This is a genomic window from Streptomyces sp. GD-15H, from assembly GCF_045291515.1.
In the GTDB taxonomy this organism is placed as follows: domain Bacteria; phylum Actinomycetota; class Actinomycetes; order Streptomycetales; family Streptomycetaceae; genus Streptomyces.
In genome coordinates this window covers 2,052,926-2,067,969 of record NZ_CP149447.1, presented here as the reverse complement: position 1 = coordinate 2,067,969, position 15,044 = coordinate 2,052,926, and the positions used below count along the sequence as shown (strand labels likewise).

The following is a 15,044-nucleotide window of genomic DNA, read 5'->3' as shown; positions in this document are numbered from 1 at the left end:
ACCTCTGCCACCCGAAATCACAGGGAGTACCGCCATGACAGTGATGACAGACGCGCTCATCCCGGCGCTGGAAGATGTCCGGGAGGCCCACGCCGCAGTCGTCGACCGCTTCCGTGTCGACATGGCCCTCACCCCCGTAGGCCCGCACCACCAGACGCTCCAGCGCCACGTCGCCGACACCGAGGAGCACATGGCCCGGATCGACGACCACGTTCGCGAGATCCGCCCGCGCACGCTGCTACGGGACACCACCGAGCTGGTCCGCAGCGTCTCCGACGGCGCGGTCCGCACCGCCAGAGTTCCGCTGGAGATCGGCGCGGTGATCGCCGGCGGTCTTCTGCGCGCAGGGCGTCAGGTCACCGAGCACGAGCTGCTGAGATACGCGGAAAGCAAGTACGCGGCCGCTGCCCGGGCTCTGGTGGCCTGCCGGGCCGGGGAGAGCATCGCCGTCCTCGCCGATGATCCCGAAGCCCTGGACTTGCTCACCGCGCTGCGCCGCCAGGACGAGCAACTGCTGCAGACGCTGGAGAACATGGTCGACGAACAGGCCAGGGCCCTGGCTGCCGCATCTGTGAACGGCCATCGGCCGACACACAGCAACGGTGGACCCACCGCGGCGGCTGCCCAGACCATGCGTACCACCATCGCCCGGATCCGGGAGGCCACCCGGACCAGCGGGCAGAAGACCCGCCGAACGGCCACCGGGACAGCCCGGGAGATGCCGAGCGTGACGCGAGCGGCCGAGCACGTACAGGGCGCCGTCACCCGGGAGGAAGACCTCCCGATCTCCGGCTACGGCCGACTGACCGCCACCGACATCACCCAGCGACTGCGCGATCTCTCCCAGAGCGACCTGACCGTCATCGAGGGCTTCGAGCGCGCCCACGCCAACCGGTCCACCGTGCTGCGGGCCATCGAAGAGCTGCGCGGGAGGCAGCCCTGGCCGGACTACGACGCCATGAGCCCCGACCAGATCGCCGCCCGCCTGCTGCGGACCGCGGAGCCCGCCCTGGTCCGGCAGGTGCTGGACTACGAGCAGCAGCACCGGCAGCGTGATCAGGTCATCGCCGCCGCCAGGCAGCATGCGGGCGCCACACCCTGACGAAGGCGGCCACCACCGCCGCACCAACACCACCCCGGCCCCCGATCCCCACACGGGCCGGCTGGCGGCCGGGCACCCGGGAGGAACGCTTCCCTCCATTTCCGCTCAGCGGACTCTCCGGACCGGCTGACGAACGAAGACTGCAGTTGTATCCGCGAAGCAGGAAGGCACCACCATGGCCAGCACCACGGAAACGGGCGGCATCACCGGAACCAAGGACAAGGACTACAACCTGATCTGGTTCGTCGAAGCCTGCCTGAGTAACGCTCTGCGCTTGGAGACCTACATCCAGGACGCGGAACGGGACAACGACACCGAAATTGTGGAACTGTTCCGCAAGGCACAAGCCGACAGCCGCAAGGGCGCCGAACTCGGCAAACAGCTCCTGCGCTCCCGGCTCGGCGGCTGAATACGGCCCAGCCCGAGCGCCTTTTCCCGGCCGGGGCGGCGGAAGGCCTGTGGCCCGACCGGAAACGGTCGGGCCACAGGCCTGGACGCCTGGCCGTCAGCCGGCGAGTTCCTTCTTCTCCTCGGCGTGACTGATCTCGATCTTGCGGGGCTTCGCCTCCTCGGCCACCGGGATCTTGACCGTCAGTACCCCGGTGTCGTAACTGGCCTCGATGTGCTCCACGTCCAGCGTGTCGCCGAGGAACAGCTGCCGCCAGAACACCCCGTACGGCCGCTCGGCCGCGACCATCTCCGTCTGGGAAGCCTCTGGCGCGGGGCGCTCGGCGCGCACGGTCAGCACGTTCTGCTCGACACTCAGATCGATGCTGTCCGGGTCGATACCGGGAAGGTCCAGGTGGACCCAGAACGCGCCCTCGCGCGCGTAGGCGTCCATCGGCATGGTCATCGGGCGGGCCACGGTCCCCAGCAGCTGCTCGGCCAGGCGGTCCAGTTCACGGAAGGGATCGGTGCGCAGCAGCATTCCGGTCACGCTCCCCTCGGATGGTGACAGGGCCGACATGGGCGGCCGCTTATACGAACCTCTCTCAACACCTCATATACCCCTAAAGGAGATATATTGACAATATCCGGGCAAGGTTATATGCCTTCTTGGTGGGAGATTTTGAGGATTCACGCAGGTCAAGCGGCCGGGGAGGTGAGGACGATGCCCGGGCAGCGACCGCGGCGCGACCACTACGCGGTCCTCGACGTCTCACGTGATGCCTCCGCCGGGGAGATCACCTCCGCGTATCGCAGGCTGGTGCGGTTGCTGCACCCGGACGCCCGGCCGGTGGATCCGGCAGCGGCGGATAGCCTCGCCGATGTCCTCGCCGCCTACAACACGCTGGGCGATCCGGGGCGGCGCGCGGCGTACGACGCCGGGCGGGTCGGCCCTGCGCCGCGTACGGGTGCCGGTCGGCCGGTGCCCGTCCGTGTCACCCGGCGGCAGCGGACCGCCCCCGCGAGGCCGGCGCCCCGGAGCCGGGCAGGGCGCGAGACGTCCAGCCCGCTGGGTGCAGGGGACGGGCCGTTCTTTTTCGCGTCGGCGCGCATCGACCCCCGGTTCGCCGTTCTTCCGCCGGGGTGGGACGACCATGGGGTGGTCACCCGGGTTCTGCAGTGGCTGCGGCAGACGGATCCGTGGCTGCGCTGACCGCCGTGTCAGGCCGCACTGCCCGGGTGCCCGCGTGGGGCAGGCTGTCGGTGTGAGGGCGCCCGGCGTGCCGCAGCACAAGGGGCTGCTCGGTCCAGATGGTCTTTCCGCTCGGGGTGTGCCGGGTGCCCCACCGCTCGCAGAGCTTGCCGACCAGGAGCAGTCCGCGACCGCCCTCGTCGAGCTCGTGGGCCCGGTGCGGGTGCGGAGAGGTGCTGCTGGCGTCGGACACCTCGCAGATCAGCGTCCCGTTGTGGATCAGCCGCAGCTCGATGGGGGCGCTGGCGTGGCGGATGGCGTTGGTGACCAGCTCGCTGACGATCAGCTCGGTGGTGGGCTGAGCCTCCCGCAGGCCCCAGCGCGCCAACTGGGCCGTGGCCCGCCGGCGGGCGTCGGCGACGGCGGCCGGGTCCGCAGGGACCTCCCAGGACGCCGTGTGAGAGGCGTCCAACGCGTGCGTGCGGGCGATGAGCAGCGCGACATCGTCGTCGGGCTGCTCCGGCAGCAGAGTGTGGATCACCGTGTCGCAGAGGGTCTCCAGACTCTGGCCGGGGCGGGCCAGTGCGAGGCGCAGGGCCTCGAGCCCGGTGCCGATGTCGCGGCCGCGGGCCTCGACCAGGCCGTCGGTGTACAGCACGAGCAGGCTGCCCTGAGCCACGGGAAAGTCCGTGGCTTCGAAGGGTACGCCGCCCACGCCCAGCGGCGGACCGGGCTCCACATCCACGAAGTCCACGATGCCGTCCGGGGTGACGAGGGCCGGGGCCGGATGCCCGGCGCTGGCGGCGATGCAGTGGCAGGTGACGGGGTCGTAAACCGCGTACAGGCAGGTCGCGCCGATCTCCCCCACAGGATCGATCCCTTCCCGGGCCTCATCGAGGATGAGGTCGTCGAGGTACACCAGCAGTTCGTCGGGGGGCAGCTCGACATCAGCGAGAGTGCGCACCGCGGTGCGCAGTCGGCCCTGGTGTGTGGCCCTGCCAGGCCCGTCGTGTCTGCTGTCCGAAGCGGATGCCGCCCGGTTCGGGCGGTGGGGGAGTGCCCGGCTTGAGGGGCCGGGCGAGCAGCATGCCCACGACGAAGCCGACCACGTGGGCCACGTAGGCCACCGTCCCGGCGGCGGTGACGCCCCCGCCGGACGAGTACGCCGCCTGCAGCGCGAACCACAGGCCCAGCACGGTCCAGGCCGGCAGTCGCAGCGGCAGGAAGATCAGGAAGGGGATGAGGACCCAGACCCGGGCCCTCGGGTAGAGCACCAGGCAGGCGCCGAGGACGCCGGCGACGGCTTCCGAGGCGCCGAGCAGGGGAGCAGGGGAGCAGGGGAGTGGGGGAGTCGGGGGTCGTGAGGGCGAATCCGTAGGCGGCCGTGTAGCCGCAGACCAGGTAGAACAGCAGGTAGCGGGCGTGGCCCATGCGGTCCTCGATGTTGTTGCCGAAGATCTGAAGGGTGGACATCAGTGCAGGTCATGGACATGATTGCTGAGCCCTGGGTCAGCAAGTAGCCAGCAAGCGGCGAGCGGGAGGCCCCGCCTTGCTGACCGAGGGGAGCGTCAGCGGGACCAGGTTCGCTGGTCCACTCGTCCCCGGAAGGTGTCGCTCCTTGGCTCGCCGGCTCGCCCGCGGCATGGGCCCCTTCTTCAAGCCCAGTCGTGGCCCGCACGCCTGCACCATCCGGTTTCGCGACGCCCGGGGAAAGCGGTGAGAGGAAACCGGGTATCGGACTCAGGACGCGGCGGTCGAAAGGCTGACGGAGCCGTACGCCGACCGGAAGAAGACGTCTCCCTCGGTGGCGGAGGCGCGACGCGGACCGGGGCAGCAGACGATAGAGGAGTACGCCCGGACGTGGTTGCCCCGGCAGCGCAGGACAACCGAGTACTCGACCGCAAAGGCCCTGGCGAGCCACTTCAAGGTGCAGATCAACCCGGTGATCGGATCACGGAAGCCGAACGCGGTGACACCGACCGTGGTGGAGGACTTTCTCGATCACTTGGCGGGCACGAGGATTCACTGTGCCAGTGGCCGCGCGCCTCTGGCCTGCCAAGGCTTGATGTGATGCCTCGCCATTGCCGCGGCCGCGGCCCGAGTCGCCCCCGCAAGCAGTCAACTCGGTGCTGCGCCTGTGCGCGCCATTCAGGGCGGGTGGCTGCGTGCTGGGCGGCGTACGTGCCCGTGCGCACTTCCCGGATCGGGGCGAAGAGTTCATACCTGGCCCAAAGGGTGACGTCGGTGCCGTAGGCATGGCGCAACTCCGCTTACTCGGCAGGGTTCCAGGCCATCGTGAACGGCGGGTGCCCAGGCTGCGGGCAGGAGGACGAGTGCCCGGGAGGCGGACCCTGGCCGGTCAGGCGGACGGACTCAGCGCCGCGGTGAGGCGCTCCGCGGCGGCGACGACGGCGGGGACGGCCGCCTCCGCCAAGTCCTGATGATGAGTCAGGACGGTCACCGCGGCGGGCTGCTCGTCGGACCGGGCGCCCACGGGTGAGGCGACGCCGAAGATACCGGGCAGCACTTCCTCACTGGTGACCGCGTACCGGCGGAAGCGGACGTCGGCGATCCGCTCGGGCTCATCGGGCGTGGGGTCCGCGGCGGCCAGCAGGGCGAGGCCGCCGGCGCCCCGGTCGAGAGGGTCCCGGTTCCCGATGCGGTACGAAAGCCGGGCGCCGGAGCCGGGCGGCTCGACGACCGCGACGGCCACCGCCTCCATGCCGTCACGGACGACGAGGCAGGCGGTGGCACCCAGTTCCGCGGCGAGGTCACGTAGCACGGGCTGCGCCGTGTCGAGCATCGGGGGGCGGGACTGCTGGGCCAGGGTGAAGAAGGCGACGCCGATGCGGTACCGGTTGGCCTCGTCCTTGGCCACGAAGTTCTGCCGCACCAGTGCCATCAGCAGCCGGTACGCGATGGACCGGTGAACGCCCAGCCGGGCCGCGATCTCGCTGGCCGTCACCCCCTGCGGCTCTTCGGCGATCATGCGCAGCGCCATGAGCCCCCGCTCCAGCGTCTGCGAACCTCCAGCGGCCACCCCGTACCCCTTCCCTCAGGCCCTTCTCCGCGCACAAGAGGAACTTTTTCCCCTTGACCTCTTGACGTGAGGACATTATCGCGACGAAGGTGTTGCAACATTCGTAACGCGTTGTTTCTTTATTTGCAACAACTGAGGAGTGTGTCCTCGTGTACTTCGAGCCGCACCATCACGACTTCGTGGACTTCGCCTCTACAGCGCCCGGCGCCGACCCCGAGCAGGTCGTGGTGGCCGGAGCGGGCCCCGTCGGCCTGGCCGTCGCCCTGGGCCTGGCCCGTCGCGGAGTCACCGTCACCGTGCTGGAGGCCGGTGACTCGGTCTGCCACGGCAGCAGAGCCATCTGCCTCTCCCGCCACTCCATGGAGGTCCTGGACCGCATCGGCGTGGGCGGGGAGTTCACCCGGCGGTCCCTGCCGTGGACCACGGGCCGCAGCCACTACCGCGACACCGAGGTGCTCGCCTTCGCCATGCCGCACGGTGAGACGGACGTCCGTGAGCCGATGGCGAACATCTCCCAATCGGTCGCCGAGCAGATCCTGCTCGACGCCGCCCTCGCCGAGCCACGGATCAAGCTGCGCTGGAAGAGCAGGATCACCGGCGTCACCCAGGACGATGGCCAGGTCACCGTCGAGGCTGAGACCCCGGCCGGACCGCGTGTCCTGCGCGCCCGCCACCTCGTCGCCTGCGACGGCGCGCACAGCGCGGTCCGCAAGGCGCTCGATGTCCACCTCGAGGGCACCAGCTACGAGGGCCGGTACGTCATCGCGGACATCCACTGGGAAAGCGAACTGCCCACCGAACGACAGGCCTGGTTCGACCCGCCGTCCAACCCGGGCCAGACGATCCTGCTGCACCGCCAGCCCGACGACATCTGGCGTATCGACTACCAGATCGACGCCGATGAGGACCCCGAGGAGGCGATCCGCGAGGAGAACGTCCGCGCCGTGATCACCCGTCACCTCGAGTGGCTCGGCACCAGGAAGCCGTGGACACTGGAGTGGTCCAGCCTGTACCGCGCTCACGCCCGCGCCCTGGGCTCCTTCCTGCACGGCCGTGTCCTGTTCGCCGGCGATGCCGCCCACCTGGTGCCGATCTTCGGCGTGCGCGGCCTCAACTCCGGTCTGGAGGACGCCGACGTCTATGCCTGGGCGCTGGCCGCCGTGGTGAACGGAGGGGCCGACGAGCGGATTCTGCGTACCGTCGCCGACGAGCGGCGGGACGCCTGGCGGCAGAACGCCGAACAGGCCGAGAAGTCCACCCTGTTCATGACGCCCGGCACCGACGGCTACCGCCTCACCCGGGACGCCATCCTGCAACTCGCGCTGGCGCGGCCGGTACTGCGCCACCTCATCAACCCGCGCCAGTCCAACGCCACCCACAGTCGGACCTCGCCGCTCACCCACACCGCCACCCCGGCGGCGAGCGGCCCGCTCCCCGGCGACCCACTGCCCGACCTCAAGGTCACCCCGGCGGGCGGCGAGGGGACCGGCCTGCACGCCCTGCGCGGCGCCACCTTCTCGCTGATCGCCGCGGCCACCGCCGCCGACGCCGCCCGCGTCGCGTCCGAACTCTCCGCCTTCCTGCCCGTCACCGCCCTCGCCACCGAAGGCGAACCCGCCGACGGCGTACCCGTTCTGGGCCACGAGACAGCCGCCCACCTCGGCCTGACCGAGGGCGAAGCGCTCCTCGTCCGACCCGACGGTCTGGTTCTCGCCCGGATCCGTACCGACGAACCGCTCGGCCCGCTCACCCGACACCTCACCGACCAGCTCACCGCAGGAGGAGCGCGATGACCACCACCACCGAACCCGCTCCGCCCACCGATGTCGCCGCCGCCGTCCAGGACGACGAGGACCGCGCCATCGCGCACGCCGAGGCCACCTGGCGCACGCTCAGCGAGGCCATCGACCGGGCCGGCGAGGCGGGCCGGGTGCCGTTCCTCGTCCGCCTCACCATGCTCACCGCGCTCGACCACCTCACCCCGGAGCGGTTCGCCGCCCTGGTGGCCGAGGCAGAGAGGACCGCGTAACCGCACGCCCACGTCTACGGACGACCCCCACCCCCTACGGACGACAACGGAGTCCTCCTTGTCCGAACCCACTGCCCCCGCGTCGGCGAAGGCGCCGACCGGCGCCACGGGACGCGGCTTCGCCCGCGTCGTCGGCGCCGCCCTGGCCGGCACAACCATCGAGTTCTACGACTTCTTCCTCTACGGATCGGCCGCCGCGCTCGTCTTCCACAAGGTCTTCTTCCCGGCCGGCGACCCGGTCATCGGCATCCTCATGGCCCTGGCCACCTACGCGGTGGGCTTCCTGGCTCGCCCGGTCGGCGGGATCCTCTTCGGTCACCTCGGGGACCGCATCGGCCGCAAGAAGACGCTCTCGCTCTCCCTCGCCCTGATGGGCGGCGCCACCGTCCTGATGGGTCTCGTCCCGTCGTACGACTCGATCGGCGTCGCGGCGCCGATACTGCTGACCCTGCTCCGCCTGGTGCAGGGCGTCGCGCTCGGAGGCGAGTGGGGCGGCGCCATCCTGCTCGTCACCGAGCACTCCCCGAAGCATCGGCGCGGGTTCTGGGGGGCCTGGCCGCAGACCGGTGGCCCGCTCGGCAACATGGTGGCCACCGCGGTGCTCGCCGTCCTCGGCGTCTCGATGACCGATGCCGAGTTCGAGTCCTGGGGCTGGCGCATCGCCTTCCTGCTCTCGGCGGTCCTGGTCCTGATCGGTCTCTGGCTGCGCCGGGCCGTCGAGGAGTCTCCGCAGTGGTTGGCGCTGCAGGACAGCGGCCGCGCCCACGAGGGGCACGCCCCGCTCAAGACCGTCCTGCGGGACCACAAGCGCCAGGTCACCATCGCCGCCCTCGCCAACCTGGGCGAGAAGGCCGCCTACTACTCCTTCAGCATCTTCCTGCTCTCCTACTTCAGCGAACAGCTGGGCCTGCCGAAGAGCACCGGCCTGATCGCTGTCGCGGTCGGCTCCGTCTTTCAGGTCGCTGCGATGCTGGTCGGCGGTCATCTCTCCGACCGGCTCGGCCGGAAGAAGGTCAATCTGACGGTCGCGGCCCTGCTGCTTGTCTGGGGACTGGTCGGTCTCCCGCTGGTGGACACCAAGGAGATGGGCCTGATCGTCCTCGCCGTCTCGGTCGGTCTCGCCCTGCACGGCCTGATGTGCGGCTCCCAGGCCGCGTTCTTCTCCGAGCTGTTCCCGAGCGCCGTCCGTTACACCGGCGCCTCGCTCGGCTACCAGATCGCCACCGTTGTGGGCGGTTCCGCCGCCCCGCTGCTCGGTGTCGCCCTGATGCGGCAGACCGGCTCCACCTGGCCGGTCGGTGTCTTCCTCGCCGTCGCCCAGCTGTGCACCATCGCGGCCTTCCTCTGGGTCGGTGAGACGAAGGACCGCGATCCCGACGCCACCCCCGACTCGGCACCCGCACCCTCACCCGCGCCGGTCGCCGGCGCGCTCTGACACCCCCTACGAAAGGAGGCCGGCCCATGGCCCACTACCGCAGCCTCGGCACCATCCCCCCGAAACGGCACACCCAGTTCCGTTACGACGGCGACACCCTCGCCTTCGAGGAGCTGATGGGAGAGGAAGGCTTCTCCGCCGACTCGTCGCTGCTCTACCACAAGCACATCCCCTCCGCGATCACCGACTCCTCCGTATGGCAGGTGCCGGACGCCAGGACCGTGCCCAACCACCCGCTGCAGCCCCGTCATCTGAAACTGCACGAGCTGTTCAAGGACGACGCCTGGCAGGAGACGGACGTGGTCACCGGCCGTCGCCTGGTCCTCGGCAACGGCGACGTGCGCATCTCCTATGTCGTCTCCGGGAGCGCCTCGCCGTTGTACCGCAACGGCATCGGCGACGAGTGCGTCTACGTCGAGTCCGGCAGCGCCCGCGTCGAGACCGTCTTCGGCGTGCTCGACGCCCGCGCCGGCGACTACGTGGTGATCCCGCGCGCCACCACACACCGCTGGATCCCGCAGGGCGGGGAGCCCCTGCGCGCCTACTGCGTCGAGGCCAACAGCCACATCGCCCCGCCCAAGCGCTACCTGTCCCGTTACGGCCAGCTCCTCGAGCACGCCCCGTACTGCGAGCGCGACCTGCACGGGCCGACCGAGCTGGTCGAGGGCACAGGCACCGACGTCGAGGTCCTGGTCAAGCACCGCGGCACGGGCGGCGAGATCGTCGGCACCCGGTTCCTGCAGGCCCACCACCCGTTCGACGTGATCGGCTGGGACGGGTGCCTGTACCCGTACACCTTCAACATCGCCGACTTCGAGCCGATCACCGGCCGGATCCACCAGCCGCCGCCCGTCCACCAGGTCTTCGAGGGCGACAACTTCGTCATCTGCAACTTCGTGCCACGCAAGGTGGACTACCACCCGCTGGCCGTCCCGGTGCCGTACTACCACTCCAACGTCGACTCCGACGAGGTCATGTTCTACTGCGGCGGCGACTACGAGGCCCGCAAGGGCTCCGGCATCGGCATCGGCTCGGTCTCGCTGCACCCGGGAGGCCACAGCCACGGCCCGCAGCCCGGCGCCTACGAGCGCTCCATCGGCGCCGAGTCCTTCGACGAACTCGCCGTCATGGTCGACACGTTCCGCCCCCTGGAGATCGGCGAGGGCGGCCGGGCCTGTGACGACGGCGTATACGCCTGGAGCTGGGCGGGGCGGCGAGCATGACGGTCCCGCACGCACTACTGGACGCGCTGGTCGACGACGCGGGCCTGTTCCCGCCCACCGCGCTGCCCATGGACCGGGCGGTCGAGCGGCACCGCGCAGACGCGGCGGCTGGGGAGGCGATGCACACCCACCGCTTCCTCGTTCCCGCGTCCCGGCTCGGCGAGCTGCGCTCCCTGCTGCGCGACGGCGAGGTCTTCGAGCTCGGTCTGATCGCGGACCAGGACGCCGAGACCCTCGCCGCGGCCTGCGCGCAGATCCTCGCCGACCCACGGCTGCGGCTCGCCCTCCTCGAAGTGCCCCTCAAGGCCTTCGGCGAGGACGAGCACACCGCCCTGGACGCGGTGTCGGCCACGTTGCAGGACGTGCCCAGCGAGGTGCCCCTGTACGCGGAGCCGGTCGTGCAGGCACACCCCGAGCCACTGCTCACCGCGCTCGCCGCGCACGCCGGAACCCGTCCCCTCGGCGCCAAGCTCCGCTGCGGCGGGGTCCGCGCCGAACTGTTCCCGTCGGTGGAGCAGGTCGCCGCGTTCGTGTGCGCCTGCGTCGCGGCCGGGGTGCCGTTCAAGGCGACCGCCGGACTGCACGAGGCGGTCCGCCACACCGCGCCGGAGACGGGTTTCACCCACCACGGCTACCTCAACCTGCTCCTCGCCACGGCCACCGCTGCCGACGGTGGGGACGAGGCTGCCGTACGAGCCGTCCTGGAGATCGAGGACGGCGGCGAACTCGCCCGCCGCGCCGACACGCTGACCGGGGAACAGGCCGTCGCGGCGCGCCACGCGCTCGTCTCGTACGGCTCCTGCTCCACCGCCCGTCCCGTCAGCGAGGCGCGGGCCCTGCTCAACACCCCTGTGAAGGAACACGAATGACCACCACCTGGGTCACCGTCCCCGACGGCTCACCCTTCCCGATCCAGAACCTCCCCTACGGCGTCTTCACCCCGAAGTCCGGCGGTGGGGCACGCGTGGGCGTCGCCATCGGCGAGCAGGTCCTCGACCTGGCCGCAGCCCTCGGCGACGACACCTTCGCGCGGGGCTCCCTGAACGCCTTCATGGCCCAGGGCCGTGCCCGCTGGCAACGGGTCCGTGCCGACATCACCCGGCTGCTGACCGACGCCACGGCCCGCCCCGCCGTCGAACCGCACCTGCACGCGCTCACCGACGTCGGTCTCGGCATGCCGTTCGAGGTCGCCGACTACGTCGATTTCTACGCCTCCGAGCACCACGCCGCCAACATCGGCCGCATGTTCCGGCCGGGCAGCGACCCGCTGACCCCGCAGTGGAAGCACCTCCCCATCGGCTACCACGGCCGGGCCGGCACCGTCGTGCCGTCCGGGACACCGGTGGTGCAACCCAACGGGCAGAAGCGGCCCGCCGACGGCGGACTGCCCGGCTTCGGCCCGTCCTCGCGCCTCGACATCGAGGCCGAGGTCGGTTTCGTCGTCGGCACCCCCTCGGAGCTGGGCAGGCCCGTCGCCGTCGATGCCTTCCGCGAGCACGTCTTCGGCGTGACGCTGGTCAACGACTGGTCCGCGCGCGACGTCCAGAGCTGGGAGTACGTGCCGCTCGGCCCGTTCCTCGGCAAGTCATTCGCCACCTCCGTCAGCTGCTGGGTGGTTCCGCTCGACGCCCTGGAGGCCGCACGGGTCGCCCCGCCGGCGCGTGAGCACGAGCTCCGCCCGTACCTGGCCGAGAAGGAGGACTGGGGCCTCGACCTCACCCTCGAGGTCCGCCTCAACGGCCACCTGGTGGCCACCCCGCCGTTCTCCGCGATGTACTGGACCCCGGCGCAGATGCTCGCCCACATGACGGTCAACGGCGCCTCGCTGCGCACCGGCGACTTCTACGCCTCCGGGACCGTCTCGGGCCCCGAGGAGAACCAGCGGGGCTCCCTCATGGAGCTCGCCTGGGGCGGCGAGACCCCGGTGACACTGCCCGACGGCTCGGTCCGTACCTTCCTCGAGGACGGCGACGAGATCACCATCACCGCCACCGCCCCGGGCGCCGACGGCACCACCATCGGATTCGGCGCCGTGACCGGCCGCATCGAGCCGGCCGTGGAGGCGTGAACATGGACAAGACAGTGGCGTCCGCGGCCGAGGCGATCGCGGACATCCCCTCCGGCGCCACCCTCGCCGTCGGCGGTTTCGGTGTCTGCGGCGTGCCGCAGGAGCTGATCGACGCCCTCCACGAGCAGGGGCCGGCGACCTGAGGGTGGTCTCCAACAACTGCGGCACCGACGACCACGGCCTCGGCATCCTGCTCCGGGCCGGGCGGATCAGCCGGGTCACCGGCTCCTACGTCGGCGAGAACAAGGAGTTCGCCCGCCAGTACCTGGTCGGCGAACTGGAGCTGGAACTCGTCCCGCAGGGCACGCTCGCCGAACGGCTGCGCGCGGGCGGCGCCGGCGTCCCGGCCTTCTACACCCCGGCCGGTGTGGGCACCGCCGTCGCCGAGGGCGGCGTGCCGTGGAGGTACGCGGCCGACGGCTCGGTCGCGGTCGAGTCCCCGGCTAAGGAGACCCGTGTCCTCGACGGCGAGACGTATGTTCTGGAGCGGTCCATCACCACGGACTTCGCCCTGGTGCGGGCCTCGAAGGGCGACCGGCACGGCAACCTCGTCTTCGACAAGACCACGGCCAACTTCAATCCGCTGTGCGCGACGGCCGGCCGGGTGACCGTCGCCGAGGTCGAGGAACTCGTCGAGCCCGGTGAGATCGCCCCCGAACACGTCCACCTGCCCGGCATCTTCGTGCAGCGCGTGGTCGAGGTGCGGGAGCGGGGCGCCAAGCCCGTCGAGAAGCGAACCGTCCGCGAAGGGAGCGCCGTCTGATGGCCTGGACCCGCACCGAGATGGCGGCCCGCGCCGCCCGCGAGCTGGCCGACGGCCAGTACGTGAACCTGGGCATCGGCCTGCCCACCCTCGTTCCCGATCACCTGCCCGATGACGTCCATGTCGTCCTCCACTCGGAGAACGGGATCCTCGGCACCGGTCCCTACCCCACCCCGGACGCCGTCGACCCCGACCTCATCAACGCGGGCAAGGAGACCGTGACCGTCGTCGCCGGCGCCGCCTTCTTCGACTCGGCGCTGTCCTTCGCCATGATCCGCGGCCGCCACCTGGACGTCGCCGTCCTGGGCGGCATGCAGGTCTCGGCGTCCGGCGACCTCGCCAACTGGGCGGTCCCCGGGAAAATGATCAAGGGCATGGGCGGCGCGATGGACCTCGTGCACGGTGCCCGCCGCGTCATCGTCCTGATGGAACACGTGGCGAAGGACGGCAGCGCCAAGCTGGTCGAGTCCTGCACGTTGCCGCTCACCGGCCGGGGCTGCGTCCACCGCGTGGTCACCGACCTCGGCGTCCTCGACGTCACCGATGAGGGCTTCCGGCTCGTCGAACTCGCCCCGGGAGTCACCGAGGAGGAACTCCGCGACAGGACGGGCGCGCCGGTGCTCGCCCCCGCCGCCGTCTGACCCGCGTCCGCAGCCACCGAACGGGCCGCCCCGGGACATCGGGACGGCCCGTTCGTCAGTGGGTGAGGCCCGGACCTTTCGCCCAAGACCGGTTCTTGCGTGGTCAGTTGGCAATTGTGCTGGATGTGGGGAGTGGGCTGTGGGGATGGATTGTGCCGGACGGTTTGTGGGAGTTGGCCCGCCATGCTCGTTCCGGAGTCCCACAGGGCCCGCTTGAGGCGGGGTAGTGTCCGCGCCCCCGACCGGTGCGGACCGGTTCGCCGCCGCTTCGGCGCGGCGGATGTACGACGCCGCGCCCCGGCCGCCCGCCGAGGGCGGCCGGGTGGTTGTCGCCGACCCAGTAGTGGCTGAACCTCCGACCAGCGCGCCTGGCTCTGCGGGCACTGCGTGACCGGCCGGCCAGAACGCGACGACGGTGCTCTACAGCGCCGACCTGCCTCGGCAGGCCCCGTTCCGGGAGCGGATGACGGAGGCCGGGTGGACGGTGGACCGTGCCGCCGGACCAGGAAGCGCGCCGCGCCGGGATCGTCCGGCTGCTGGCCGAGGCCGCGGCGCGTGACTGTGCGACCTTACTGGTCAGCGGTGACCGTCTGCTGCTCGCCGACGTGTCCCGGGCGGGACCGTCCCCCGAGATCGTGAATGACCTCGCGGCCTGGACGGACGGCTGACATCACCGTGGTCCGGGGCGGGGCTGGGCCGGGCGCCATCTGCCCGACTGCCGCCCAAATCCCCCAGGACATCCCCGAAGACGAGAACCCGGTCGACCACGGCCTCGACTCGGTCCGCCTGATGGCCCTGGCCGGCCGCCGGGGCGCCCGCACGGTGTCGACGTGTCCGTCGCGGACCCGGCCGAGCGGCCGGCCATCGAGGAATGGGCCGCCCTGCTGCAGATCGCCGACTGCACCACGTGCCATCAACCCGCGACCGGGACCGGGAGCGCTCCGGCGCCCGCGCCTGTCCCTGTCCTGCCCGCTGCCCGCTGTCCGCTGCCCGGGACAGGCGCAGGGTGAGGCTCTGAACAGCCCGGACAGCTCGGTCCTGTCCGGGACAGTCGGGCGTCGTCGCTCTCGTTCCTCGGGGCCGAGCAGTCTCAGTGGCGGACGGCCGGCCCGAATCGCTGCACGTGCTCTTCCCTGAGCCACCACATCCTCCACGATCGAGGTG

At 71.0% G+C, this 15,044-nt stretch carries 15 protein-coding genes and 2 pseudogenes; 13 read left to right on the top strand and 4 right to left on the bottom strand.

Annotated elements, in window-relative coordinates; all coding sequences use genetic code 11:
* Positions 1 to 34: 34 nt before the first annotated feature.
* Positions 35 to 1,102 (top strand): hypothetical protein, encoded by a 1,068-nt coding sequence (locus tag WJ438_RS09875; RefSeq protein ID WP_406724891.1) that lies wholly within the window; start codon positions 35 to 37, stop codon positions 1,100 to 1,102.
* Positions 1,103 to 1,277: 175 nt separating this feature from the next.
* Positions 1,278 to 1,511: a hypothetical protein gene (locus tag WJ438_RS09870; protein ID WP_406724890.1), complete on the top strand. Its 234-nt coding sequence runs from the start codon at positions 1,278 to 1,280 to the stop codon at positions 1,509 to 1,511.
* 96 nt (positions 1,512 to 1,607) lie between these two features.
* On the opposite strand, the gene WJ438_RS09865 is transcribed toward WJ438_RS09870, so the two are convergent.
* Positions 1,608 to 2,030: an Hsp20/alpha crystallin family protein gene (locus WJ438_RS09865; RefSeq protein WP_406729641.1), complete on the bottom strand. Its 423-nt coding sequence runs from the start codon at positions 2,028 to 2,030 to the stop codon at positions 1,608 to 1,610.
* A 183-nt stretch (positions 2,031 to 2,213) separates the two neighbouring features.
* Between WJ438_RS09865 and WJ438_RS09860 the strand changes: the two genes are divergently transcribed.
* The gene (locus WJ438_RS09860) at positions 2,214 to 2,702 is read left to right on the top strand and encodes a J domain-containing protein (RefSeq protein WP_406724889.1); all 489 of its coding nucleotides are present in this window, start codon (positions 2,214 to 2,216) and stop codon (positions 2,700 to 2,702) included.
* Here WJ438_RS09860 and WJ438_RS09855 read toward each other — a convergent pair.
* Together WJ438_RS09855 and WJ438_RS09850 are read right to left on the bottom strand one after the other, a co-directional pair.
* Complete coding sequence (locus tag WJ438_RS09855; RefSeq protein WP_406724888.1) at positions 2,653 to 3,645, bottom strand: ATP-binding SpoIIE family protein phosphatase; 993 nt, start codon at positions 3,643 to 3,645, stop codon at positions 2,653 to 2,655. The two genes, WJ438_RS09860 and WJ438_RS09855, sit on opposite strands and share 50 nt — an antisense overlap.
* Positions 3,629 to 4,154 (bottom strand): annotated as a pseudogene (locus tag WJ438_RS09850) (rhomboid family intramembrane serine protease); the annotation flags it as partial. The pseudogene WJ438_RS09850 and the gene WJ438_RS09855, both read right to left, overlap by 17 nt.
* Before the next feature lie 331 nt (positions 4,155 to 4,485).
* Between WJ438_RS09850 and WJ438_RS09845 the strand changes: the two are divergent.
* Entirely contained in the window at positions 4,486 to 4,752 is a 267-nt protein-coding gene (locus tag WJ438_RS09845) for a hypothetical protein (protein WP_406724887.1), read from the top strand.
* Between the two features lie 288 nt (positions 4,753 to 5,040).
* Here WJ438_RS09845 and WJ438_RS09840 read toward each other — a convergent pair whose 3' ends face one another.
* On the bottom strand, positions 5,041 to 5,721 hold the full coding sequence (locus WJ438_RS09840) for an IclR family transcriptional regulator (protein WP_406724886.1): 681 nt from the start codon (positions 5,719 to 5,721) through the stop codon (positions 5,041 to 5,043).
* Between the two features lie 149 nt (positions 5,722 to 5,870).
* On the opposite strand from WJ438_RS09840, the gene WJ438_RS09835 reads away from it, so the two are divergent.
* The 9 genes and pseudogenes from WJ438_RS09835 (at position 5,871) to WJ438_RS09795 (ending at position 14,548) form a co-directional block, all read left to right on the top strand.
* Positions 5,871 to 7,514, top strand: coding sequence for an FAD-dependent monooxygenase (locus WJ438_RS09835; protein ID WP_406724885.1), 1,644 nt, complete (start codon positions 5,871 to 5,873; stop codon positions 7,512 to 7,514).
* Entirely contained in the window at positions 7,511 to 7,750 is a 240-nt protein-coding gene (locus tag WJ438_RS09830) for a hypothetical protein (RefSeq protein ID WP_406724884.1), read from the top strand. The genes WJ438_RS09835 and WJ438_RS09830 overlap by 4 nt, the downstream gene beginning before the upstream one ends.
* A 58-nt stretch (positions 7,751 to 7,808) precedes the next feature.
* Positions 7,809 to 9,185 (top strand): MFS transporter, encoded by a 1,377-nt coding sequence (locus WJ438_RS09825; protein WP_406724883.1) that lies wholly within the window; start codon positions 7,809 to 7,811, stop codon positions 9,183 to 9,185.
* Positions 9,186 to 9,211: 26 nt separating this feature from the next.
* Complete coding sequence (locus WJ438_RS09820; protein WP_406724881.1) at positions 9,212 to 10,408, top strand: homogentisate 1,2-dioxygenase; 1,197 nt, start codon at positions 9,212 to 9,214, stop codon at positions 10,406 to 10,408.
* Positions 10,405 to 11,277: a hypothetical protein gene (locus WJ438_RS09815; RefSeq protein ID WP_406724880.1), complete on the top strand. Its 873-nt coding sequence runs from the start codon at positions 10,405 to 10,407 to the stop codon at positions 11,275 to 11,277. The genes WJ438_RS09820 and WJ438_RS09815 overlap by 4 nt, the downstream gene beginning before the upstream one ends.
* Entirely contained in the window at positions 11,274 to 12,476 is a 1,203-nt protein-coding gene (gene fahA / locus WJ438_RS09810; RefSeq protein ID WP_406724879.1) for a fumarylacetoacetase, read from the top strand. The genes WJ438_RS09815 and fahA overlap by 4 nt, the downstream gene beginning before the upstream one ends.
* A gap of 2 nt (positions 12,477 to 12,478) precedes the next feature.
* A pseudogene (locus WJ438_RS09805) lies at positions 12,479 to 13,239 on the top strand (CoA transferase subunit A).
* Positions 13,239 to 13,880 carry a CoA transferase subunit B gene (locus WJ438_RS09800; protein WP_406724878.1) on the top strand — a complete coding sequence of 214 codons (642 nt, stop codon included), beginning with the start codon at positions 13,239 to 13,241 and terminating at the stop codon, positions 13,878 to 13,880. Before WJ438_RS09805 ends, WJ438_RS09800 begins: the two are co-directional and overlap by 1 nt.
* Before the next feature lie 491 nt (positions 13,881 to 14,371).
* Positions 14,372 to 14,548: a hypothetical protein gene (locus WJ438_RS09795; RefSeq protein WP_406724877.1), complete on the top strand. Its 177-nt coding sequence runs from the start codon at positions 14,372 to 14,374 to the stop codon at positions 14,546 to 14,548.
* Positions 14,549 to 15,044: the final 496 nt, after the last annotated feature.